Consider the following 21,986-nt stretch of genomic DNA (forward strand, 5'->3'; position numbering starts at 1 on the left):
AAAACAGCCTTTACATAACCGCAGGAAGGCGATAGAAGCGTGGCATATTCAATCAAACTAGATTCATTCGAAGGACCGCTCGATCTCTTGCTCCATCTGATCGACAAAGCAGAGTTAGATATTTACGACATCCCGATCGCAGAGATCACCGAGCAGTATTTGGCCAAAATTCATGAGATGCAGGAGCTGCAATTGGATGTGGCGAGCGAATTTTTGGTTATGGCAGCGACGTTGCTCTCGATCAAGAGCAAAATGCTTTTGCCGAAAAAAGAAGAGCACGTATTCCAGCCGCACCTGGATATGGATGCGGATGAGATCGACCCGCGTGACGAGTTGGTCGCGCGCCTGTTGGAATACAAGCGGTTCAAAATGCTGGCAGAGGAATTGCGCGAAAAAGAAATCGGGCGCAACCAGATTTTTACGCGACCGCCAGAAGATTTGAGCCCATTTGTGAAAGAGGAAGAGAACACAATTAAAGACGTGACTCTCTACGATCTGATCGCTTCGTTAGAAAAAATGGTCAGCCGGCTGAAAGTGAAGGAGCCGATGGCCAAAGTGTCTCGCGATGAGATCTCTATTAAGGACCGGATGAAGGAAATTCGCCAGCTCTTGTCATTTGGCGGCGGCATGATCCGGTTTACACAGCTGTTCACCAAAGCGACGAACCGGACCGAGATCGTCACGACATTTTTGGCGTTGCTGGAATTGATGAAAACAAAGCAGATCAGCTGCGTGCAGAACCAATTGTTCCAAGACATCATGATCATCGAAGCCAATGGGAAAGGAGGGGAGCCGGGTGGATTATGATCAATTGAAAAGCGTCATCGAAGGATTGCTGTTCTTATCAGGTGATGAAGGGCTAGAGGCCAAGGAAATCGCCACGATCATCGAGGTGGATGAAGAAACTGCGATCGACATTTTGGAAGATATGAAAGCGGATTTCCGCAGAAGCGGCAGGGGCATCCAGATCGTCGAGGTGGCGAAAGCGTATCAATTGACGACGCTGCCGGAACATATCAGCTATTTTGAAAAGCTGGCAACCTCCCCGAGTCATTCCACCTTGTCCCAGGCAGCGTTGGAGACGCTCGCAATCATTGCGTACAAGCAGCCGATCACACGATCCGACATTGAAGAAATACGCGGCGTGAAATGCGAAAAAGCGCTGCAAACATTGCTCTCCAAGCAGCTGATCCGCGAAACAGGAAGGGCGGAAGGAATCGGACGTCCGATTATTTATGGGACGACGCGGGAATTTCTCGAGCATTTTGGCTTGCGGGAGCTTTCCGAACTGCCAGAACCGCCTGTGCATCTCAATATGGAAGAAATTCGCCAGGAAGCCTCCGCGCTGTTTGGCAAAGACGGAAACGACCAGTCTCCGGAATAGTTCGGTACTATCAGAAGCCTCGTCCCCATATACTTGTACAAACCACTGTTTACAGGTAATGGGGAGGACGTTATGAAAGTATCGAAGCTTTTTTCCGGCGGACTCGTCGTTTTTCTTTTTCTCCAGCTCTTGGTTCCAATGCAGCGTGTATCTGCAAGTCCAAAGCCGCCATCGATTTCAGCGGAAGCGGCTGCCTTAATCGATGTCGCGTCTGGCCGCATCCTGTATGAGAAGAAGGGCGAGCAGAAGATGCGCATCGCCAGCCTAACCAAAACGATGACGGCGATCGTCGCCATCGAATCGTCCAACCTCTCGGATAGTGTGACGGTGCCGCCGGAGGCTGTAGGGGTCGAGGGCTCCTCCATCTATTTGAAAAATGGCGAAAAGCTGACACTTGAAGACTTGCTATACGGACTCATGCTGAGGAGCGGCAATGACGCGGCGGTCACGATTGCGACGCACGTCGGAGGCTCTGTCCCGGGTTTTGTGCAGATGATGAACGAAAAAGCAGCGATGATCGGCATGACCCACACGAATTTCATGAATCCGCACGGCCTGGACGATTCCAACATGCACTATTCCACCGCTGATGACATGGTTCGCTTGTCGGCCTATGCACTGAAAAATCCGGTTTTCCGTCAAATCGTCTCGACCAAGGTTAAAAACATCGCATGGGAAGGCGAAAGCTGGGAGCGCCGTTTACAAAACAAAAACAAGATGCTCAACCTGTACAAAGGGGCTGACGGCGTCAAGACAGGCTATACCAAGCTGGCAAAGCGCTGCCTCGCATCCTCGGCCACCCGCGACGGTAGACAGCTTGCCGTGATCACGCTGAACGCGCCGGATGATTGGGATGACTCGATGGCCTTGATGGATTGGGGCTTCTCTACTTTCCAAGCGACCCCACTCCTTCACAAAGGTGACGCGGTTCAAGGCGAGTTCGCAGGGATGAAAAACGAAGACCATTTGCGCGTAACGGCGCTAAACGACTTCTCCTACCCGCTGATGGACGGTGAAAAGGACCAGGTGCACACGAAGGTGCAGATGCTAGAAAAGAATTTGACTGTCAAATTGGTGGGCAAGCATATTGGGTTCGTAGAGTTTTATAAGGGAGATCAGCTTATCGGTCGTATTCCGCTCACGGCAAGCAAGCAGGAGACCTCTATGGCGACAGTTGCGCAATCGGTTGAAGCCGGGTCCTTCTGGGGCGTACTGTGGACGCTGATGATAGGGGGCCTGTGGGATGCTTAACGTCATTTGGCTCGCCCTCATCGTCGTAAGCATCGGAGTTGCCATGTTCAATGGACGGATTGAAATCATCAGCCAGGCTATGTTCGAAGGGGCCAAATCAGGCGTGACGGTGTGCTTTGGCCTTCTCAGCATCCTTGCCTTTTGGATGGGAATCATGCGCATCGCGGAAAAGGCCGGTTTGCTTGAACTTGTCGCCAGAGCCATGTCTCCGCTCGTACAGCGACTATTTCCTGATGTGCCAAAAGGGCATCCGGCGATTGGCTATATTTTGTCCAACATGAGTGCCAATCTGCTTGGACTCGGCAACGCTGCGACGCCATTCGGTATCAAGGCGATGGAGGAGCTGCAAAAGCTCAACCCAGACAAGCAGCGAGCGACACCAGCAATGTGCACCTTGCTTGCGATCAATACGGCAAGCATTACGCTCATTCCCACGACGATGATCGCCATCCGTTTTCAATTCGGCTCGGCCAATGCGGCTGAAATCGTGGGGACAACCTTGATAGCCTCGTTTGCCGCGACGATCTTTGCCTTGGTTCTGGACCGCTGGTACCGAATGGTGCATAAGCAAAAGACGGGTTAAGGGGGAGCGGCATGTATAATATTGTCTCGCTTCTTTCCGTTTGGAGTATTCCGCTTCTGATTGCGTTTATATTGGTATATGGCTATGTGCGCAAAGTAGCGGTATATGAGACATTTGTCGATGGGGCAAAGGGCGGCTTGGTGACGACGATCCGGATCATGCCTCATTTGATCGCGATGATGGTGGCGATTACGCTTTTCCGCGAATCAGGAGCGCTCGATTTGCTGCTCGGTTGGATGGCACCGCTGTTGAACTATATTCGCGTACCTGCCGAGGTGGTCCCGCTCGCCCTGCTGCGCCCGCTATCGGGGACAGGCTCGCTAGCGCTGGCCACCGATTTGATCGCCCAGTATGGGCCTGATTCGCTAATTGGCAGACTCGCCTCCACGATCCAGGGCAGTACGGACACGACGCTATATGTGTTGACGGTGTATTTCGGCGCCGTTGGTATCCGCAACAGCTCCTATGCCTTGAAGGTCGGCCTCTGGTCGGACCTATTCGGGGTCGTCGCTTCACTTATTGTCGTCTACATGATTTTCTACTAAGTGGCATAATTCGACAAAACTTCCCAACGAAATTGGGAAGTTTTTTCATGTTTCCTTGTCCAGCTAGACAATAATGGGTATGATGGTAAAGAGGTGAAACAGCTATGGAACGCTTGCAAAAAGTACTCGCCCAAGCAGGGGTGGCGTCGCGCCGCAGCTGCGAGGAATTGATCGTCTCAGGGCGCGTACAAGTAAATGGGGTAACAATCCGCGAATTGGGTACAAAAGTTGACCCCGCATCGGATGTCATTACCGTAGATCAGCAACCGATCGCTCGGGAGAAGCTGGTCTATCTGCTTTTATATAAGCCGATCGGCGTGATCACGAGCTTGGCAGACCCGGAAGGACGTAAAGTAGTGACCGATTTATTGCCAGACATTGAAGAAAGGGTTTATCCTGTCGGGAGGCTTGACTTCGATACCTCCGGCCTTTTGCTCTTGACGAATGATGGCGATCTGGCTAACCGGCTTGCACACCCTTCCTATGAACTGGATAAAGTGTATCGCGCTCGCGTAAAAGGGCAAGCGGAGCCGGAAGACGTCAAGAAGCTGGCCAAAGGCATCCTGCTGGAAGACGGCATGACGGCGCCGGGTGAGGCGCGAATCGTGCACTATGATCCGCAAAAAAACCAAACATTGCTCGAAATCGTCATCCATGAAGGGCGCAACCGGCAAGTCCGGCGCATGTGCGCAGCGATCGGTCATCCGGTGGTCACATTAGAGCGCATCCGCATCGCTTTTTTGACGATTGGCAAGCTGCGGCGGGGAGAATACCGTCATTTGACGCCGGAGGAAGTGCAGCAGCTGAAAAACAGCTTGCAAACGCGCAAACCACGCCAGGCCAAATAGTTAACCTAGCACATCGTTCAAAATCTGTTCAAATAATGACACGATAGAAGGAAATTTGTAGCGCTATAATAAAATCGGACATTCATTTTGACTGGGGACATAGATGATGGATAAACGGAAACGATTATGGATGCGGGTGGCAATTTTAGGCGTCCTCTTAGGGGCGCTCGTATTTGCTGTCTATTCAAGTTTTGCCAAAGACAACAAAGAAATCAAGATCGGCATGCAGGCTCCCAACTTCAGTCTGGAGCAGCTGAATGCGAATGGCAAGGAATTGAAGCTGTCCGATCTGAAAGGGAAAGGGGTCGTGCTTAACTTCTGGGGAAGCTGGTGTGAACCGTGTAAAGCGGAATTCCCGGAATTGGAGAAACAGTTTCAACGGTATAAAGCCGATGGCATTGAGATTGTGGGCGTCAATATCAGTGAGACACCACTGGCGATCCAGCAATTTGTTGATCAATATCGCGTCAGCTTCCCAATTTTAATGGACCGTCAATCCGAGATTACGCGCATTTACCAAATTGGCCCGATTCCCACCACCTTCTTCATCAATAAGGATGGGGTCGTCCAGGACCAATTCATCGGCCAGATGAGCGAATCGACGATTATCCAAAAAATCAACAAAATCAAACCGTAAGCGAGGTAACAGCATGGACGATCGAAAGTGTGCCTGCGGACATCCGAATCCGATAGGTACCCAGCTGTGCGAATCGTGCGGGAGACCGTTAGAAAGCGAGCAGGAACAGGCAAACGAAAGCGCACCTTCTTTCCCCGACATGCGGTATGAGGGGATGGCGCGGCGGTCGCAAACGTATTCAAGCACATTTATTGACAAGACCTGGAATTTTTTCTCATCCGTAAAAGTAGCGATCTACATCATTCTCGTCACTTTGATCGCGTCGGCGATCGGCACGATTTTTCCGCAAAAAATGTACATACCTGTACCGGTTCCGCTTGAAACCGACGTACAAAATTTCTATGAAACGACATACGGTTGGCTTGGAAAAGTATACTATGCGCTTGGATTCCACGAGCTTTATTCCTCCTGGTGGTTCGTCACGCTTCTGGTGATGCTGGGGACGTCCTTGGTTATTTGCAGCTTGGACCGGATTATTCCGCTCTACAAAGCGCTGAACAAGCCGAGGCTGAATCAGCACGCGTCCTTTTTGCGCGGCCAGCGCATGCATGCAGAAGTTGCAGCTGTAGAGGCTGGCGTGTCTGATGACACGTTTGTTCAGGCGAGCGCTTTTTTGAAGAAAAAAGGATACCGCGTGTTCCGCGAAGGCGATTCCTTGCTAGCTGAAAAAGCAAGATTTAGTCGATGGGGTCCTTATATCAATCATATTGGCCTGATCATTTTCCTTGGCGCGGTTCTGATCCGCAATTTGCCGGGCTTTTATTTGGACGATTTCATCTGGGTGCGGGAAGGGCAGACGGTTCCGGTCCCCGATACGCCTTACTACGTCAAAAACCTGAAATATACTACCGAGTATTATTCAGAGGACGAAATGGCGCAGAAGCTGGATTTGAAGGGACAGGTCATCCCAAAAAGCTTCCAGACCGATGCGATTTTGTACCTGAACAAAAATGCAGGCTTGCCGGGAGCAAAGCCGGAGCTGGAAGAAGTGAAGCGTGGCCCGATTATCGTGAACCATCCCATGGAATACGAGGGGCTGTTACTCTATCAATCAAGTAGACAAGAGATGATGTTGGGCGCGCTTAACTTCGAGCTGTTGGACAAGCAAGCCGGAAATAAAGGAGTTGGATCGTTCAAGATCGACTTGTATGATCCGCAAAAGGAAGTCAAGCTCGAAAATGGCGTCGTCATCAGAGTGCTGGATTATTACCCTGACTTTATTATGGATGAAACGACGAAAAAACCTGCAACGAAAACCAGCATTCCGAACAACCCGATGGTTGCTTTTGAAGTGATTGCAAACGGAGCTACCCCTGAGAAAATGGTGTACGTTTCCGGTTCAGTGATCACGCAGACGGATGCGGGGCGGTACACACTTGATTTTCACAAACCCGACCTGATCAACATCAGTGGTCTGAATGCGCGTGTGGATACCGCTATTCCTTACATTTATTTCGGTTGCGTCATTTTCATCATCGGGGTTGCGATGGGCTCGTACTGGCAGCATCGCCGGATTTGGCTGCAAGTGACGGATAAGCAGCTGCACGTGGCTGCCCACACGAATAAAAACTGGTTTGGCATCACCAAAGAAATGGAAGCGCTGACGGCGCACCTAAGCTTGCCAGTCTCGTTCGAATTGAAAGCAAAGAAAAATAAAGAATAGAGAGGGGGCAAAGAGCTATGACTCTGCTTCATGTGAGTGACTGGCTGCTTGATATTGCCTTTATTTTATACTTGCTGTCGTCAATCTTTTTCATCGTCTCCCTTACCGGTAAAAAGTGGTCAAAAGCGGATCCGATCGAAACGGAAATGCGTATCGGAAAGCGCGCCTATGTGCTTGCCATCATCGGTTTTTTGGCGCACGCGGGCTACATCGTAACTCGCTGGATCGTCGGCGGGCACAGTCCGACCAGCAATATGTTCGAGTTCATGGCTTTCCTTGATTTCTGTATCATTCTGGGCTATTTGCTGATTTATCGCATTTACAAAATCAACGTGCTCGGCGCTTTCGTCATGCCACTCGGGCTGATCATGCTCGCTTATGCGTATGTATTCCCGCATGAGGTAACGCCATTGATCCCTGCGCTGCAAAGCTACTGGCTGCACATTCACGTGACGACCGCTGCACTAGGCGAAGGGATTCTCGCGGTCGGCTTCGCTGCAGGCTTGATGTATCTGGTCCGTACGATCGACCAGAGCAAACCGAGCAAGAGCACCTTTTGGTTAGAATTCGTTATGTCGGTTCTCCTGATGCTGGTCGGCTTCATCATCATGGAAAGCACGTTCAGCAAGCTGGACATGAAAACCGGCTTCGAATTCCCGCAATATGCGCAAGGAACCAATACGGTAGAGAAAACATTGTCCGTGGAATACACCATGCCGGCTATCGTAGCTCCGACAGAGGCGACGATCACAAAGCCAGGTCCGATGAAGCCGCTGTTCGAAGCGCCGGGCTGGATGGAAGGCAAAGATGCGGCACGCAAGCTGAACACGATGATTTGGTCCGTTATTTCCGGCCTTGTCCTTTACGGCCTGCTACGCCTGATTCTCCGCAAACGACTCGGGGCTGTCATGCAACCTTCCTTGTCGAGCATTGATCCGGAGCTTCTGGATGAAATGAGCTATCGTGCAATTGCGATCGGTTATCCGGTTTTTGCCCTTGGTGCACTAGTTTTCGCGATGATTTGGGCGGCGGAAGCATGGGGACGATTCTGGGGGTGGGACCCGAAAGAAGTATGGGCACTCATCGTGTTCCTTTATTATAGTGCGTATTTGCACTTGCGCCTTTCGCGTGGATGGCTGGGAACCAAATCGGCATGGCTCTCCGTAGTCGGCTTTGTTATCATTTTGATCACGCTTGTCGTAGTGAATCTAGTTCTAGTAGGCCTTCACTCTTATGCTGGTGTATAATAAGCGTATCGAAATAGCATGTAAGGGAGAAGAAGAGGTGGCACATGGAAAAGACGCATAAAATTTTAGTGGTGGATGATGAAGAACGCATTCGCCGTCTGCTGAAAATGTATTTGGAACGTGAAAACTTTTTGATCGATGAGGCGGAGCGTGGGGAACAAGCGCTGGAAATGGCGCTTAACTCCGATTACGATATCATTCTGCTTGATCTCATGCTGCCAGGTATGGACGGGGTTGAAGTCTGCCAGCGCATCCGTGAGCATAAAGCAACACCGATCGTGATGCTGACGGCAAAAGGGGAAGAGATGAACCGTGTCCAAGGTTTTGAAGCCGGGGTGGATGACTATGTGGTCAAGCCGTTCAGCCCTCGTGAGGTCGTGTATCGGGTAAAGGCGATTTTGCGCCGCGCCTCAGCTACCGCTTACCTCAAGACCGATACGATTACCAGCCATTCCATTCTGGTGTTCCCGGAGTTGACGATCGACCATGACGCGCATAAAGTGCTGGCGAGCGGGCAAGAGGTCAATTTGACGCCGAAGGAATACGAGCTGCTGCACTACTTGGCGCAATCGCCTGACAAGGTGTTCACCCGTGAAGAGCTGCTGAAAGATGTCTGGCATTACGACTTTTTCGGCGATCTCCGTACAGTTGATACCCATATCAAGCGTCTGCGCGAAAAGCTGAACAAAGTATCGCCTGATGCCGCCCAAATGATTTCGACCGTTTGGGGCGTAGGTTATAAGCTAGAGGTGCCGAAATAACGTGGATATGATGTTCCGCAGTGTTGTCGGCAAGCTTTGGTTAACGATCATCGCGCTGTTTGCCTTTATTTTGACGCTGTTCAGCTTGCTATTGGTGCAATCGTTCGACAGCTACTATTTCCGCAAGCAGACAGAAGGATTAAAAGCGATGACCGAGCAAATATCGGTCAATTTGCAGCACGCGACCAATCAGGGTAGCTATCTTGATTCGGCTTCTGCGATCGGCAAGGCGTATCATACAAGAATGTATTTGGTAGATGAAAAGAAACAGCTGATTGCCAGCACGGAGCCGGATGAGAATATGCCGGATGTCACCTTGGATCAGCTGTTGAAAAGTTCGGGATTGAAGATCGAGGAAGCGCTTGCGGGTAAGCACCCTAATCCCGAACGAATTAATTTTCCAAGCAATGCGAACGCGAAAGATCGGGTGCAGGTGCTGGCGGTTGCCGTGCCGCACCCGCTTTCGTCAGGAAAAACCGGTGCCGTGATCATGTATCAGGCGAGTGAAGATTACGATGGCACGGTAGCAGAGGTCCGGAAGCTGATTTACGTCGTTGGTGTCATCGGATTCGTGCTGACGACCGTGTTCGCATTCTTCCTGTCATCGCGGATCGCCTATCCGCTGCGAAAAATGAAAGAGACGGCTCATCGGATCGCAGAAGGGGATATCCATGCGGCGATTCCGATCCGGACGACGGATGAAATCGGCGAGCTGGCATCCTCTTTCAATACGATGGCAAGCAAGCTGAACAATCTCATTCGCGCGGTTTCAAATGAAAAAGAGCAGCTATCAAGCGTATTGCGAAGCATGGTTGACGGAGTCATCATGATCAATGCAGAGGGCGAAATCGTTGTGACTAACCCACCTGCGGACCACTTTCTTCGCGACTGGAAATATGAACGGCAAATCCTTCCGATGCATGAGCTGTATCAACAAGTAGTCCGTTTCGCCCATGAGGTGTCGGCCGATGTGCCGATCCAAGGTCGCATCTGGCACGTCGTCATGGCACCGCTTTACGATCAGGATCAAATCCGTGGAGCAGTGGCCATTTTGCGTGATGTCACCAAAGAGCGTAAAATGGATAAATTGAGAAAAGACTTTGTCGCAAACGTCTCCCATGAGCTGCGTACACCGCTGTCGATGTTGCAAGGCTACAGCGAGGCGATTGTGGACGGCATCGCTTCCACACCGGAAGAGCACAAGGAACTGGCGCAAATCATATACGACGAATCGGTCCGCATGACCAAGCTGGTAAATGAATTGCTCGATCTAGCGCGTATGGAGGCGGGGCATATCGAGCTGCATCAGGAAACGATCCGGCTGCGTCCGTATCTCGAACGCATTTTGCGCAAGTTCACGAACTTGGCTCGAGAGCAGGGCGTCCATATCCAGCTGCAGGAAGATACGACACAAGAGATGTTCGATCTCGATCCGGACCGGATGGAGCAGGTTCTGACCAATTTGATTGATAATGCGCTGCGTCATACCCCGCAAGCCGGAGTCGTTAAAATTCGCGCGTACGGCGAGGATGAGCTGTGGCTGGAAGTAAGCGATACGGGCAGCGGCATTCCGGAAGAGGATTTGCCATTCGTGTTCGAGCGTTTTTACAAAGCAGACAAAGCTCGGACGCGCGGCCGGGCGGGTACGGGACTTGGCTTAGCGATCGCCAAAAACATTGTCGAGGCGCACAACGGTACGATTAACGTGCAAAGCAAACGAGGAGAAGGAACCACATTTACCATAATGCTTCCTAGATAGAGAAAGAAAAATCAATGGAATAGGGTGGAGACGATGATCAAAACAATTCTGTTTGATGTGGATGGGGTTATTCTGAGCGAGGAGCGTTATTTTGACGCCTCCGCATTGACCGTGTGGGAAATGATTCACAGCGATGCGTACCTGGGCCTTGCAGGCGATGATTTTGATCCTGCTCCACAAGAGCCGGTGATTCGCTGTGTGCGCGATACGGTATTTGACCAGGACAAAGTGCTGGACCTGATCAAATCGCGCGGAATCAATAGCAACTGGGATATGGTGTTCCTCGCTTACTCCTATCAGATCATTCGTCTGTGCGAACGATTGCTGCCGGCAAAAGGCGCAGAGGTGAAGGAGTTATTGCGAAATCAGCTGGATCGGGACGGTCTTGCGCTGCTGCGCGATTGGGCTCGGCATGAGGCCGCTGATTTTGTCATCGATTACGCAGCTTTCACCGGCGATTTTGCAAAAGGAAACGCACAAAAGGCCGAAATGCTGACATACTTGAATGAAATCGCGAAAGAGCGGATTGGTGTCGATACGCAGATGTTTTCGCGCACTAGCGACTTGTGGGAGCTGTGCCAAGAAACGTTCCAGGAGTGGTATTTGGGAGATGCGCGTGTGACGTCATCGATCGGTCGGGAAAGCTTCCAGAAAGGCAAAAAAGGGTTTCTGGCTGATGAAATTCCGCTCGTGGATCCAGCGAAGCTGCGTGAACTGCTGCTGCAGCTGAAGGAAAAAGGGATTACGCTCGGCATCGGAACCGGTCGCCCGACGATCGAAACGCACGTGCCGCTCGCAGAATTGCATCTGCTGGACGTATTTGACCCCAATCGCGTCATTTCTGCCTCCCACGTGCTGGATGCAGAAACCTCGTACCCAGAGTATGCGCCATTGGCGAAGCCGCACCCATTCTGTTATTTGAAAGGTTTGGCGGGTCTAGATTCGGATGACAAATCGGTTTTACTGCAAAACCTGCCCATCGAAAATCCGCGGGAGGTCTTGATTGTGGGTGATTCACTCGCTGATCTGTTGGCCGCTCGCGCTATCGGCTGTCAATTTGCTGCGACTTTGACCGGATTGTCCGGTCAGGCAGCGCGTTCGACGATGGAAAAAGAGAAAGCCGATTACATCCTCAATGATGTGAGCGAAATCATGCAAATTTTTAACTGAGTACAGATATGCCCTGTGGATTAATGCCGCAGGGCTTTTTCATGTGCGCAAGGATTCGTACGAGATCGACCATTGCAGCATTACGCGATTGACGATCAACGAATGGGGAGAACGAACAATTAGCAAATTGAACGAGACAGCACATTTAGAGTCGATACAATAAAGAAAAACCCCGGCACAGCGTCCGGGGTTTTCACATGTTTACAGATCGATTTGGGTAACGCTTTTGATTTCGGACATCTCGCCAAGGGTATCGAGAATCTCCGCAGTAACGGCTTTGTCGATCGTGAGCATCATGATTGCATCTCCGCCTACATCGCGGCGTCCTACTTGCATGGTTGCGATATTGACATCGTTTGTACCCAGGATCGTACCAACGCGTCCGATTACACCAGGGCGGTCGTTGTGGTGCACGTAGAGCAGGTGACCGTTCGGTGCCACGTCGATCGCGAAATCGTCGATTTTGACGATCCGTGCGCCATAGCCGTTCAGCAGCGTGCCTGCGACGAGGCGGGTTTGCTGATTTGTTTTCAGGCTAACGGTAATCAGATTAGTGAAGCCTTTGTTGCTGGACGATTTTTGTTCCGTTACATGAATGTCACGGGTTTTTGCCAAATGCGGCGCATTCACGTAGTTCACTTCCTCGCCCAAGTGGAAGGACAGGATGCCCTTGAGAATCGTACGGGTCAATGGTGCTGTATCGAATTCAGCCAGCTCGCCGCTGTAAGCGATCGTCACATCTTGGATCGAGCCAACCGTCACTTGTGCGATGAAATGACCAAGCTTTTCGCCAAGGACGAAATATGGTTGCACTTTTTCCATGACATGCGCTGGGATCGATGGCAGATTAACCGCGTTTTTGAAAGGCTCGTCACGCAAAATTTTGATGATCTCTTCCGAAACGTCGATCGCAACGTTTTCTTGTGCTTCCAATGTCGATGCGCCCAGGTGTGGGGTCACAACGACTTGTGGCAGACCGATCAATGGATTGTCGACAGGTGGTTCTACCTCGAATACGTCGAGGGCCGCGCCCGCTACTTTGCCAGTCAGAATCGCTTCATAAAGCGCTTTTTCATCAATGATACCACCGCGTGCGCAGTTGATGACGCGGACGCCTGTTTTCATTTTCTCGAATTCACGCGTCGAGAGAATGTGGCGGGTTTCTTTAATCAATGGCGTGTGAACGGTGATGAAGTCAGCTTGCAAAACGATGTCTTCTACCGAACCGTGGATGACGCCCAATTTTTGCGCGCGCTCCTCGGTCAAGAATGGATCGTAGCCGATGACGGTCATGTTGAACGCTTTTGCACGTTTTGCCACTTCTGTACCGATGCGGCCCATTCCGATGATACCAAGCACTTTGTTGTTCAATTCAACACCTTGGAAGCTTTTGCGGTCCCATTTGCCATCCGTCAGCTTTTTGTGAGCTTGTGGGATGTTGCGGGCAACCGCCATCAGCATTGCGAACGAATGCTCACAAGTGGACATTGTGTTACCGTCTGGTGCATTAATGACAACCACACCCGCTTGTGTTGCGGCATTGATATCGATGTTGTCGACACCTACGCCGGCGCGGCCGATGGCTTTCAGCTTTTTGCCAGCCGCCAAAACGTCAGTGGTTACTTGTGTTTGGCTGCGCACGAGGAGTGCATCGTAGTCTCCGATTTCCGCGAGCAGATCGGAAGGGGAGAGACCTGGTTTTTGTACGACTTCAACGTCTGGTGCATCTAACAGTTTTTGAATCCCGAATTCGCTGAGTGGATCGCTAATGAGTACTTTAAACATGGTTGATGTATACCTCCTGTGCTTTTTTAACGCCTTCTCCGAATGGAATGTCGACGCCCATTTCTTTCAGTGCCATTTCAATCGCCGAAATTACGGTGATCACATCGAGTGGTTCGCAATAGCCCATATGGCCGATGCGGAAGATTTTGCCTTTCAGGTGTTGCTGACCGCCTGCGACGATCATGTTGTATTTGGTGCGCAAAATTTTACGCAATTCCTCAGCATCAAATTTGCCTTGCGGATCGAGCGAGGTGACGGTTGCCGAACCGAATTCGTCTGCAGTCATGAGCGGGATTCCCAATGCTTTCATGGCGGCGCGTGTCATATCACGCATCAGCTCATGGCGTTTGAAAATGTTTTCCAATCCTTCTTCTTCGAGCATGTTGCAAACTTCTTCCAGGCCGAAAATCAGCGAAACAGCTGGAGTGTAAGGTGTAGTTTGTTCAGCCAAGCTTTTGCGGTATGCTTTCAAATCAAGATAGAAGGCTTGTGGCTTGCGGTTGTCGATCACGTTCCAAGCACGTTCGCTCGCAGCGATGAACGCGAGGCCGGTAGGGAGCATGAACGCTTTTTGCGAGCCAGTTACTGCGATGTCGACGCCCCATGCGTCCATTTCCATTGGAACCGCGCCAAGGCAGCTTACCGCGTCAACGATGAACAGCGCATCCGATTTCGCGCGAACAACTTGTGCGAGTTCTTCGATCGGGTTGATAATACCTGTGGATGTTTCGCATTGAGTTGCGAATACCGCTTTAACTTGCGGATGCTCAGCCAGGAATGCTTCCAGCTGCTCGCCGCGGATTGGTTCTCCCCACGGAACATTCAGACGATGAGCCGTAATGTCATAACGTTCACAAATTTTTGCAAATCGTTCACCGAAAGCGCCGCTTACCAGGACAGCGACTTCATCGCCAGCCCCAACCGTGTTGACGACAGCCATTTCCAAAGCGCTTGTACCGCTACCTGCGAGGATGTACACATCTTGCGTCGTGCCGAAAAACGGCTTCAGGCGCTTGGCAACATCAGCGAACAGCTTGGAAAATTGGCCGCTGCGATGACCGATCATCGGATGATTCATCGCTTGTTGTACGCGATGGGGAATTGGTGTAGGACCTGGAATACGCAAAATCAATTTGTCTTGAAACATGATTTCTCAACCTCCATTTTTGTCTAGAAAATAAAATAACCTCTCGATCCACCCACTACGGCTGTAGTGAGGGGCGAGAGGAAATCATCAGTTCCGCGGTACCACCCTCTGTTTGTTTTCTCTTTCGCAAGAGAAAACCTTAACAGGTCAAGACCTTGTGAGATAACGGATCACCCGTTCAAGCCTACTTACGCAGTTGCGCGTTCGGTTGAAAACTCAGAAGTGCTTATCTGTAAGAGGAACCACCGATTCACAGCGACCATCGGCTCTCTGAGGGTTTCCTTGCTCCAGCTTCTCTTCTTCAACGTTACGTTGTATTTGTTTTGCTTGATGTGCTTCCTACTTTACCACGGAGTTTTTACCGCGTCAATAGAGTTGAACCCAAAAAATCTTAACAATCTCGAAAAAAAATAATTTATTGTTCGGTTTTTACATAAATGACACAAATGTAGCCATCGGTATTGTTGCGTTTTAGCAAACGGTGGTGTATATAGAGTGTCCCACTCACAGCGTATGCCTCACAATGTTTTACTGATTATCATACTCATATTCTCGCGTTTTTTCAAATCAATTTCGTAGGGAGAGGTGGTAGGTGATCCGTCTGGCTCCACAATAATGCGGATCGTAGGCCGATGCACGGAGAGAGGATCGACAAAGGATACGACTCCAACATGTCCCGTATTGAGCTGCACAGTCGTGGCTACCGGGTAAATGGCGATGTGTCCAAGAAACTTTTTCACGAGTTCCAACTCGAATAGCTGGTTTCCGCAAGCGAACAGGTACTCGACAGCTTCATTCGGCATATAACCCGTGCGGAATGGACGAGGGGAGATAAGTGCATCATAAAAATCAGCCAAGCCGACAATTTGGGCAAATTCGTGAATTTCGTCTTTTTTCAAATTGCGGGGATAGCCTGAACCGTCATAGCGTTCGTGGTGCTGCAGTGCACAGTGGGCAGAGACGACCGAAATATTCGGTTGGTTACGTAGCATATTGAAGCCTTCTTCGGAGTGAAAACGAATCCGCTGACGTTCCTCGTCATTGAGGCTAGTGCGTTTGTTCCAGAGTTCTTTGGGAAGCTGCGTCATTCCGATGTCAAATAAAAGGGCGCCGACCCCCAAATCGATCATTTGATTCCGGTTGTAGCCTTTTGCCATGCCGAGGATACCGGCCAAAACAGCGACATTGACGGCGTGGTGAAAAAAGTAACCATCCATTCCGTAAAGATGGCTTAGGTTGATTACGACGTTTTTTTGGGCGCTGACATCCACCATGATTTCGCCAAAAATTTTTCGAAACGATGTTCCGAGATCAGGCAATGAACACCTGCCGGCCATTTTGGGCTGATCCATGAGACCGGTCATGGTTTTGTAAACGGTTTCCACTGCCAGCTTGCGCGTTTCATCACGCAGAACTTCTTCCGGGATGATGTCACCGGTATGCTTGTCCTCTACATATACCGTGTCAATCCCCATCCGCTTCAAGCGCTCGATGTATCGGTCTGACAATTCCATCCCATGGCCAAGCAGCACATTTCCACTCTCGGTAAAAATGGTTCTGGCAATGATATCACCCGGCTTCACAGCGCTGATATTCAATTTTTTCATCCTGGTGTCCCTGCCTTATCGTCCATTTTTCAATCCATCTTTTTCAATTATTTTACCATATTTGAACATTTGCTAGGTGTAAAATTTGGTCATGAATGCGACGTGAAGTGCTAGGAGAATAGGGGGGGGGCGACAAGACGAAAAAACACGAGCATGAATAGCTCGTGTTTTTTCCAAAACCGTTATGTACACTTTTCTGAAAGAAAAGCGTCGATAGAGAAAAACCGCTCACGCAAAAAGCAATGAGTGGTTTTCTAGAAGATTACTCTTCAACCTTGATGGAGTCGGTTGGGCAACCATCTGCAGCATCACGAACATCGTCAAACAGGATGTCCGGAATTTCCGCTGTATTGGAGTTATCATCAATTTTGTTGAAAGCCAAGCCTTCATCATCGTAATCAAACACGTCAGGAGCTGTAGCACCACAAGCTCCGCATGCAATACAGGTATCTTTATCTACCCATGTAGTCATTGCGAATTCACCTCCCAATCCAAAGGTACGTCCCTTGCACATCCCATTGTATTCCTTGTTTAGTCAGATTTCAAGAATGAATCTGTCACAAATGCAAGAAAGTGTTTATTTTGAAAAGGTCGGAATTTCTGGAGCTTTCAAATCAGGGTATAATTGCGACCGCATCGACTGAAAATCGCCGAGCCGAACAGCATCGGTTGCCTCAAGCATGCGCGCAGCCTGATCGATGTCCTTCCATCCGAACGTAGTAGCAGTTTCCCCTTGCAGCACGCTATCGATGCGCGCGGTTAAATCTTCCGGATAAAACGGATAAAATTGCTGGCTTTTCACCAAAGCTTCCGCAGCCAAAAAATTGCGCATATGGTAAGGATACGCTTTCCATTGAGCGGGGGACACCTGAGCTGGCTGCACTTTTGGCACAGCTTGCTGCTTTGTTACATATACGGCTTCCCATGTGGCCATCGCTTGGTATTGCAGAGCAGTGGCTGCATTCCATTGGTTGATGAAACCGGTCTGGTTACGCATCGTCAACAAGTCGTCTGGCGTAAGCGATCCGAGCGAGAGTTTTTCCAGCAGCTGATCGAGGCCTGCCCGATACGCGTCAAGGCTGTTGATGTATGCGTATTTGGAGTCCACAAGAAGCTGTGAGGTCGATGCGATGTTGGCACCTTCCAATTCTTTTCGCGTCGTCTGAGCCAATTCTTGCAGTTCTTTCATGAGCGCCTTTTGCTCCGATTTTGTTTTGCCCGAAAATTGCGCTGCTGTGCTGAAGTGCTTGTCCTTCAGCTCTTGGATATGTACGGTGATGCTATAGTAGTACCGGATAAAATCTTGGTCGCGGTACAGCTTCTGCTCCTTCAGCAGACGTTCTTTTTCGAGCGCTTCCTGCTCGGCCTTCGCAGATGCCTGCAAATCCGATTGAATACGGGCTTTCATCACACCTGCGCCTAAAAAAAATCCACCAACAAAGCAGGCAAGTGTTATGATAATCATATACGTGACAAGGTATTCAGAACGAGTTAATCGATTGGACATAAGAACCTCCGTGCTCAATAAAACGCATCCGTGCGTCAAGAATCATGTTCTAGTATAGCGTACAAATTCAGGTTTCGTGAATACAAAGGAGTAATTATGTGGGATTTGGATCATGCGGAAGCTGATTTTTTTCAAACATTTGTCATGGGCGGACTGGCTCCTTTAGCTGGTGAACGTACGACACAGGCGCTCTATCATATTTTTCAGGGCAGACGGGCGAATCAAACCTATCAGGATGTGGAGATTTTTCAGCTTTACCCGTATTATCGGTTATTTCCTCGCCTTTCGAGAGAGCATTGGCAAAAAACGATTGAAACTTGTGTAGAGCGTAAATTAATCGTACTAGAAAAAATGAGCGGGACAACGCCGAAAATGACGTTTACGTTGACGGAGGAAGGAGAGGCAAGCCGCGCGGAAGGTTGGGAACGCTACGAATTGTCAAAATGGTTGGCTCCTTTGCAGGGGAGTACTCAAGGACCCGAACTGCAGGAAATGTGGCTTCGACTCCATTTGTTGATTCAAACCGTATCCCAGCTCATTGAAGAAGAGCTTTCGTTTTTTCCGCAGGTCGGACAGCGTACCATACAAGCATGGGTGAAGCTGCAGCTGCGCGATAAAGAAAAGCGGGAGGAATGGAAACAGGGGCTGTTTGACGAACTTACCCTTTTATTGGACGGACTCGATCCTCAGCTACAAAGGCTCCTCATCGGACAGTGGAGCGGGGCGCGGAAAACAGGTATGACGATGCAGCAGATTGCGATATCCGAGGAATGTCCGCCATCACTTGTGGTCGTGATGATGATGTCGGCGCTGGCATTGTGTAAAAAGCAGCTTCAAGCAGGAGACGCCCGGCAATTCCCTTTGCTTGCCTGCCTGGTAGAGCAACGAAAAGACGGAAACGCAGGAAAAGGTTCCATACTACTCAGTTCAAGCGCGGAGGCAACCTTTGCCATGCTTGAACAAGGCCTCGGCATCGCGGAAATTGCCGCGGCACGGCAGCTGCGGGCGAATACGATTGAAGATCATTTGGTCGAAATTGCCTTGCGGGTACCTGATTGGGACATGTCAGAATATTTGCAGCCAGAAGACATGGCGGCGATTATGCAAGCCACCGAGCAATTGAAGACACGGCGCCTTCGGATAATCAAAGACCATTTTGGTACCAAATACAATTACTTGCAAATCAGATTGGCGCTTACGGGGCGCGCAGAAGGAGGAACGGGATGATGGATGAAGTGCACGAGCGCCGATTGACCGAGATTCTACGGCAGTCTTTCGGCCATTCCACGTTCCGGCCCGGACAGCTGGAGATCATCGGCGGTGTTCTTTCTGGACGAAATACACTGGGGGTATTGCCGACAGGTGGTGGCAAATCGGTCTTGTACCAATTGCTTTCGCTCACCTTGCCGCACATGACAGTCGTCATTTCTCCGCTTGTTTCATTGATGATCGACCAAGTGCAGCGATTGAAGCAAAATGGCAAACAATATGCAGTCTACCTCAACAGTACGTGCGATGCTGCCGAGATGAAACAAACACTGCAGGAGATCCGTGGCGGCAAATATAAGCTGTTGTACCTGTCGCCGGAAAAATTGCAGCAGCCGTATGTGCGAGCAATGCTGAAAGCGCGGGGTGTCTCGTTGTTTGCCGTGGATGAAGCGCATTGTATCGCGCAATGGGGCCATGATTTTCGCACCGACTATATGCGATTGCCCACCATTGTTGAGCAGTTAGGAAGTCCGCCCGTATTAGCCGTAACCGCCACCGCCACGATGGATGCACAACGGGAGATTGCTGAGCTGTTTTCAATTCATCCCGACAATCGCATTGTTCAGTCCATGAACCGCCCTAATATCGCATTCGAGCGGGTTACGGTGGAGAATGAAGCGCAAAAAAGGGAGCTTTTGCTCGATGATTTGCGCAAGCTGACTGGACCGGGAATCGTCTACTGCTCGACGCGGCAGGCAGTGGAAACGCTTGTTTTGCAGTGCAGGCTTTCTGGCATCGATCGGGTGCACGGCTACCATGGCGGGATGAACGGATTGGACCGGATGCTGGTTCAGGAGCAGTTTTTGCGAGGCGAGCTTGATGTGATTGTCGCCACGAACGCCTTCGGGATGGGCATTGACAAGCCGGATATCCGCTATGTGCTTCACTATCATGCGCCGGCAAGTCTGGAAGCATATGTGCAGGAAGTGGGCCGCGTCGGCCGCGACGGCCAGCCGGGGTATGCAAGATTGTACATGCTAGAAGAAGATGTACATATTCACTATCATATGCTAGGAGCCGAATATCCGGAAGAAAATCGAATTTCTCAGGTGCTCACATGGCTTGGCGCACACCAGCGTGAGAGCATCGGTCTGCAGGAATTGGCCGAAGGATTTGACCTGTCAGAAAACCAGGCCGAGTTGATTTTCTTTTATGCCGAGCAATGCGGTCTACTCGACGGGCTGGCGCCAAACCGAGCCGGCTTCCTATTTAAGATGCGAAAAACGGTAACGCCAGAAACGGTTCGACAAATTAGCAGGCTTATTCAAAATGCCAAGTGGAGTAAGCTGCATAAATTGCAGCAGATGACGGAATGGCTATCGTCCCAACAGTGCTTGCGGCAAGGATTGCTACGCTATTTTGACGAGGATGGCCAGCAAGAAGGGACGCTGCCTTGCTGCAGCATTTGCGGTGTTGACCGCATCGCCTATGAATCTGTGCGTGAACCGTTACAAGCAAAAGTTGTCCGACCGTGGGACATGAAAGAAGCGCTGCGTCTGCTTTTGCCTGTTTACCCACCGGGGAAGGAAGAAGGCAATGTCACTTGATAATCAACAAGGGTCAGACCGTCGGATGATCCGGCTCAATTTATATTTGACGCAGGTCATCATATTGGCAGTGGCGCTCTCGCTCAGCCTTTCATTACATGGGCTCGCACAAAACGCTGCCTATTTTCAAATCCCCTCGTTTTCACAGATCGTCTGGGCAGTGCTCATCGCAATTGCGGTCGCTTCTTGCAGCATGATGCTGGAGCGGTTGCTGCCGGAAAATTGGATGGATGATGGCGGGATCAACAAGTTTGTTTTTTCCTTGTTATCTCGCAAAGAGATCGTTCTTTTGTGCTTTCTGGTCGGACTTTGCGAAGAATGGCTGTTTCGCGGCGGACTGCAGCCGCTAATCGGCAATGGATGGACAAGCACTGTCTTTACACTGCTACACATTCGTTACATAAAAAAGCCGGTCTTATTTATCGGTGTATTTGCCATCAGTTATGTACTGGGCATGCTGTTTGACGCAACTGGCGGATTGATCGTTCCCGTTGCGGCCCATGCCTTGATTGACCTGATTCAAGCTCTCTACTTGAAACAGAGGATGGAAAAAGAGAGGATGACGTAGATGACGTTACCATCGCGAAAGCTGCGGCACAGCAATCGCAAAGCATCACCCCTCAGCCGGCTGCTTACGATGGGGGTGATCCTGTTTGGCAGCATTTTTATCTTATTCATTCTGTATGAATTGATACTCGCGCAAAACAGCGACACAAAAGAAGGGTTGCACATCGTCCAAAGCTCGCAAAGCAGTGTGGAAGAATCCGGCGAGCGTAAGGAACCAGCTGCATCGGAAGCAGTTCCAGTTTCAGCTGGAGTGGTCGCAAGCCCTGTTGAAAAAACAAGCACCAATCAACAAGCAGCAAGTACAAGCGAGTCAGTAGTAACAACTCCAGCTTCACCAAAACCAACAGATGTGAAGAAAGCTCCTGCACCCCAGACACCTACACCAGCGGCAAAGCCCGCATCACAATCAGCTGCAACACCATCACCGCAGCAAGCTAACCCAATGCCTACTACTGAGAAAACACAGCCTGTAGAAAAAAGTGAAAAACCAAAACCAAAAATTGAATCGATCCGACACGTCGTCCAGAAAGGCGAGACATTGTTCCAGCTTTCCCGCAAATACTATGGCAACCAAAGCAGCGTACGTAAGATCGCCGCGTTCAACGGTTTATCTCCGGACAACGCGCTGCCGATTGGCAAAGTGCTTTACATCCCCGTGTCCAAATGATCATAAGTTGACCGATTCCGGCTATCCTAAGGAGAATCGCAA

At 50.3% G+C, this 21,986-nt stretch carries 21 protein-coding genes and 1 other annotated feature; of the genes, 16 read left to right on the top strand and 5 right to left on the bottom strand.

Features of this window, described 5'->3' with window-relative positions; translation table 11 throughout:
- Nucleotides 1–39: 39 nt before the first annotated feature.
- The 12 genes from EDM56_RS24970 (at nt 40) to EDM56_RS25025 (ending at nt 11,848) form a co-directional block, all read left to right on the top strand.
- Nucleotides 40–807 (top strand): segregation/condensation protein A, encoded by a 768-nt coding sequence (locus EDM56_RS24970; protein ID WP_122920663.1) that lies wholly within the window; start codon nt 40–42, stop codon nt 805–807.
- Complete coding sequence (gene scpB, locus EDM56_RS24975) at nt 797–1,384, top strand: SMC-Scp complex subunit ScpB (protein WP_122920664.1); 588 nt, start codon at nt 797–799, stop codon at nt 1,382–1,384. The genes EDM56_RS24970 and scpB overlap by 11 nt, the downstream gene beginning before the upstream one ends.
- A 72-nt stretch (nt 1,385–1,456) precedes the next feature.
- Nucleotides 1,457–2,635: a D-alanyl-D-alanine carboxypeptidase family protein gene (locus EDM56_RS24980; protein WP_122920665.1), complete on the top strand. Its 1,179-nt coding sequence runs from the start codon at nt 1,457–1,459 to the stop codon at nt 2,633–2,635.
- The gene (locus EDM56_RS24985) at nt 2,628–3,218 is read left to right on the top strand and encodes a nucleoside recognition domain-containing protein (RefSeq protein ID WP_122920666.1); all 591 of its coding nucleotides are present in this window, start codon (nt 2,628–2,630) and stop codon (nt 3,216–3,218) included. The genes EDM56_RS24980 and EDM56_RS24985 overlap by 8 nt, the downstream gene beginning before the upstream one ends.
- An 11-nt stretch (nt 3,219–3,229) precedes the next feature.
- Nucleotides 3,230–3,763, top strand: a complete 534-nt coding sequence (locus EDM56_RS24990; RefSeq protein ID WP_122920667.1) for a spore maturation protein — start codon at nt 3,230–3,232, stop codon at nt 3,761–3,763.
- 104 nt (nt 3,764–3,867) lie between these two features.
- The gene (locus EDM56_RS24995; protein WP_122920668.1) at nt 3,868–4,611 is read left to right on the top strand and encodes a pseudouridine synthase; all 744 of its coding nucleotides are present in this window, start codon (nt 3,868–3,870) and stop codon (nt 4,609–4,611) included.
- A 106-nt stretch (nt 4,612–4,717) separates the two neighbouring features.
- Nucleotides 4,718–5,248, top strand: a complete 531-nt coding sequence (gene resA, locus EDM56_RS25000; protein WP_122920669.1) for a thiol-disulfide oxidoreductase ResA — start codon at nt 4,718–4,720, stop codon at nt 5,246–5,248.
- 13 nt (nt 5,249–5,261) lie between these two features.
- Entirely contained in the window at nt 5,262–6,911 is a 1,650-nt protein-coding gene (gene resB, locus EDM56_RS25005) for a cytochrome c biogenesis protein ResB (protein ID WP_122920670.1), read from the top strand.
- A 17-nt stretch (nt 6,912–6,928) separates the two neighbouring features.
- Nucleotides 6,929–8,158, top strand: a complete 1,230-nt coding sequence (ccsB, locus tag EDM56_RS25010) for a c-type cytochrome biogenesis protein CcsB (protein ID WP_122920671.1) — start codon at nt 6,929–6,931, stop codon at nt 8,156–8,158.
- A gap of 44 nt (nt 8,159–8,202) precedes the next feature.
- Nucleotides 8,203–8,919 (top strand): response regulator transcription factor, encoded by a 717-nt coding sequence (locus EDM56_RS25015; protein WP_122920672.1) that lies wholly within the window; start codon nt 8,203–8,205, stop codon nt 8,917–8,919.
- Nucleotide 8,920: 1 nt separating this feature from the next.
- A complete protein-coding gene (locus tag EDM56_RS25020) occupies nt 8,921–10,678 on the top strand; it encodes a sensor histidine kinase (protein WP_122920673.1) in 1,758 nt (585 codons plus the stop codon).
- A gap of 33 nt (nt 10,679–10,711) precedes the next feature.
- Complete coding sequence (locus tag EDM56_RS25025; protein ID WP_122920674.1) at nt 10,712–11,848, top strand: HAD family hydrolase; 1,137 nt, start codon at nt 10,712–10,714, stop codon at nt 11,846–11,848.
- A gap of 201 nt (nt 11,849–12,049) precedes the next feature.
- Here EDM56_RS25025 and serA read toward each other — a convergent pair whose 3' ends face one another.
- The 5 genes from serA to EDM56_RS25050 all read right to left on the bottom strand — a co-directional run bounded on the left by serA (nt 12,050) and on the right by EDM56_RS25050 (nt 17,894).
- Nucleotides 12,050–13,633 carry a phosphoglycerate dehydrogenase gene (gene serA / locus EDM56_RS25030; protein ID WP_122920675.1) on the bottom strand — a complete coding sequence of 528 codons (1,584 nt, stop codon included), beginning with the start codon at nt 13,631–13,633 and terminating at the stop codon, nt 12,050–12,052.
- Nucleotides 13,626–14,780 carry a pyridoxal-phosphate-dependent aminotransferase family protein gene (locus EDM56_RS25035; RefSeq protein ID WP_122920676.1) on the bottom strand — a complete coding sequence of 385 codons (1,155 nt, stop codon included), beginning with the start codon at nt 14,778–14,780 and terminating at the stop codon, nt 13,626–13,628. Before EDM56_RS25035 ends, serA begins: the two co-directional genes overlap by 8 nt.
- A 66-nt stretch (nt 14,781–14,846) precedes the next feature.
- Nucleotides 14,847–15,094: a binding site (T-box leader), on the bottom strand.
- A 204-nt stretch (nt 15,095–15,298) separates the two neighbouring features.
- Entirely contained in the window at nt 15,299–16,387 is a 1,089-nt protein-coding gene (locus EDM56_RS25040; protein WP_122920677.1) for an HD-GYP domain-containing protein, read from the bottom strand.
- 262 nt (nt 16,388–16,649) lie between these two features.
- Entirely contained in the window at nt 16,650–16,859 is a 210-nt protein-coding gene (locus EDM56_RS25045) for a ferredoxin (RefSeq protein WP_122920678.1), read from the bottom strand.
- Nucleotides 16,860–16,964: 105 nt separating this feature from the next.
- Nucleotides 16,965–17,894: a hypothetical protein gene (locus EDM56_RS25050; RefSeq protein ID WP_122920679.1), complete on the bottom strand. Its 930-nt coding sequence runs from the start codon at nt 17,892–17,894 to the stop codon at nt 16,965–16,967.
- 96 nt (nt 17,895–17,990) lie between these two features.
- On the opposite strand from EDM56_RS25050, the gene EDM56_RS25055 reads away from it, so the two are divergent.
- From EDM56_RS25055 to EDM56_RS25070, 4 genes are read left to right on the top strand one after another with little or no spacing between them, the layout of a single operon-like run.
- Nucleotides 17,991–19,121: a YpbB family protein gene (locus tag EDM56_RS25055; protein WP_122920680.1), complete on the top strand. Its 1,131-nt coding sequence runs from the start codon at nt 17,991–17,993 to the stop codon at nt 19,119–19,121.
- Nucleotides 19,118–20,710 carry a RecQ family ATP-dependent DNA helicase gene (locus EDM56_RS25060; protein WP_246009526.1) on the top strand — a complete coding sequence of 531 codons (1,593 nt, stop codon included), beginning with the start codon at nt 19,118–19,120 and terminating at the stop codon, nt 20,708–20,710. The genes EDM56_RS25055 and EDM56_RS25060 overlap by 4 nt, the downstream gene beginning before the upstream one ends.
- Nucleotides 20,700–21,278 carry a CPBP family intramembrane glutamic endopeptidase gene (locus tag EDM56_RS25065; RefSeq protein ID WP_122920681.1) on the top strand — a complete coding sequence of 193 codons (579 nt, stop codon included), beginning with the start codon at nt 20,700–20,702 and terminating at the stop codon, nt 21,276–21,278. The genes EDM56_RS25060 and EDM56_RS25065 overlap by 11 nt, the downstream gene beginning before the upstream one ends.
- Nucleotides 21,279–21,944 (top strand): LysM peptidoglycan-binding domain-containing protein, encoded by a 666-nt coding sequence (locus tag EDM56_RS25070; RefSeq protein ID WP_122920682.1) that lies wholly within the window; start codon nt 21,279–21,281, stop codon nt 21,942–21,944.
- Nucleotides 21,945–21,986: the final 42 nt, after the last annotated feature.

It is taken from the genome of Brevibacillus fluminis (assembly GCF_003710825.1).
GTDB lineage: Bacteria > Bacillota > Bacilli > Brevibacillales > Brevibacillaceae > Brevibacillus_D > Brevibacillus_D fluminis.

Coding starts and splice junctions, on each gene's coding strand:
- ccsB (WP_122920671.1), top strand. CDS start 6,929: ATGACTCTGCTTCATGTGAGTGACTGGCTGCTTGATATTGCCTTTATT.
- EDM56_RS25035 (WP_122920676.1), bottom strand. CDS start 14,780: ATGTTTCAAGACAAATTGATTTTGCGTATTCCAGGTCCTACACCAATT.
- EDM56_RS25070 (WP_122920682.1), top strand. CDS start 21,279: ATGACGTTACCATCGCGAAAGCTGCGGCACAGCAATCGCAAAGCATCA.
- EDM56_RS25055 (WP_122920680.1), top strand. CDS start 17,991: ATGTGGGATTTGGATCATGCGGAAGCTGATTTTTTTCAAACATTTGTC.
- EDM56_RS25065 (WP_122920681.1), top strand. CDS start 20,700: ATGTCACTTGATAATCAACAAGGGTCAGACCGTCGGATGATCCGGCTC.
- EDM56_RS24990 (WP_122920667.1), top strand. CDS start 3,230: ATGTATAATATTGTCTCGCTTCTTTCCGTTTGGAGTATTCCGCTTCTG.
- EDM56_RS25045 (WP_122920678.1), bottom strand. CDS start 16,859: ATGACTACATGGGTAGATAAAGATACCTGTATTGCATGCGGAGCTTGT.
- EDM56_RS25025 (WP_122920674.1), top strand. CDS start 10,712: ATGATCAAAACAATTCTGTTTGATGTGGATGGGGTTATTCTGAGCGAG.
- resA (WP_122920669.1), top strand. CDS start 4,718: ATGGATAAACGGAAACGATTATGGATGCGGGTGGCAATTTTAGGCGTC.
- EDM56_RS25050 (WP_122920679.1), bottom strand. CDS start 17,894: ATGTCCAATCGATTAACTCGTTCTGAATACCTTGTCACGTATATGATT.
- EDM56_RS25015 (WP_122920672.1), top strand. CDS start 8,203: ATGGAAAAGACGCATAAAATTTTAGTGGTGGATGATGAAGAACGCATT.
- resB (WP_122920670.1), top strand. CDS start 5,262: ATGGACGATCGAAAGTGTGCCTGCGGACATCCGAATCCGATAGGTACC.
- EDM56_RS25060 (WP_246009526.1), top strand. CDS start 19,118: ATGATGGATGAAGTGCACGAGCGCCGATTGACCGAGATTCTACGGCAG.
- EDM56_RS24980 (WP_122920665.1), top strand. CDS start 1,457: ATGAAAGTATCGAAGCTTTTTTCCGGCGGACTCGTCGTTTTTCTTTTT.
- EDM56_RS24985 (WP_122920666.1), top strand. CDS start 2,628: ATGCTTAACGTCATTTGGCTCGCCCTCATCGTCGTAAGCATCGGAGTT.
- EDM56_RS24995 (WP_122920668.1), top strand. CDS start 3,868: ATGGAACGCTTGCAAAAAGTACTCGCCCAAGCAGGGGTGGCGTCGCGC.
- EDM56_RS25040 (WP_122920677.1), bottom strand. CDS start 16,387: ATGAAAAAATTGAATATCAGCGCTGTGAAGCCGGGTGATATCATTGCC.
- serA (WP_122920675.1), bottom strand. CDS start 13,633: ATGTTTAAAGTACTCATTAGCGATCCACTCAGCGAATTCGGGATTCAA.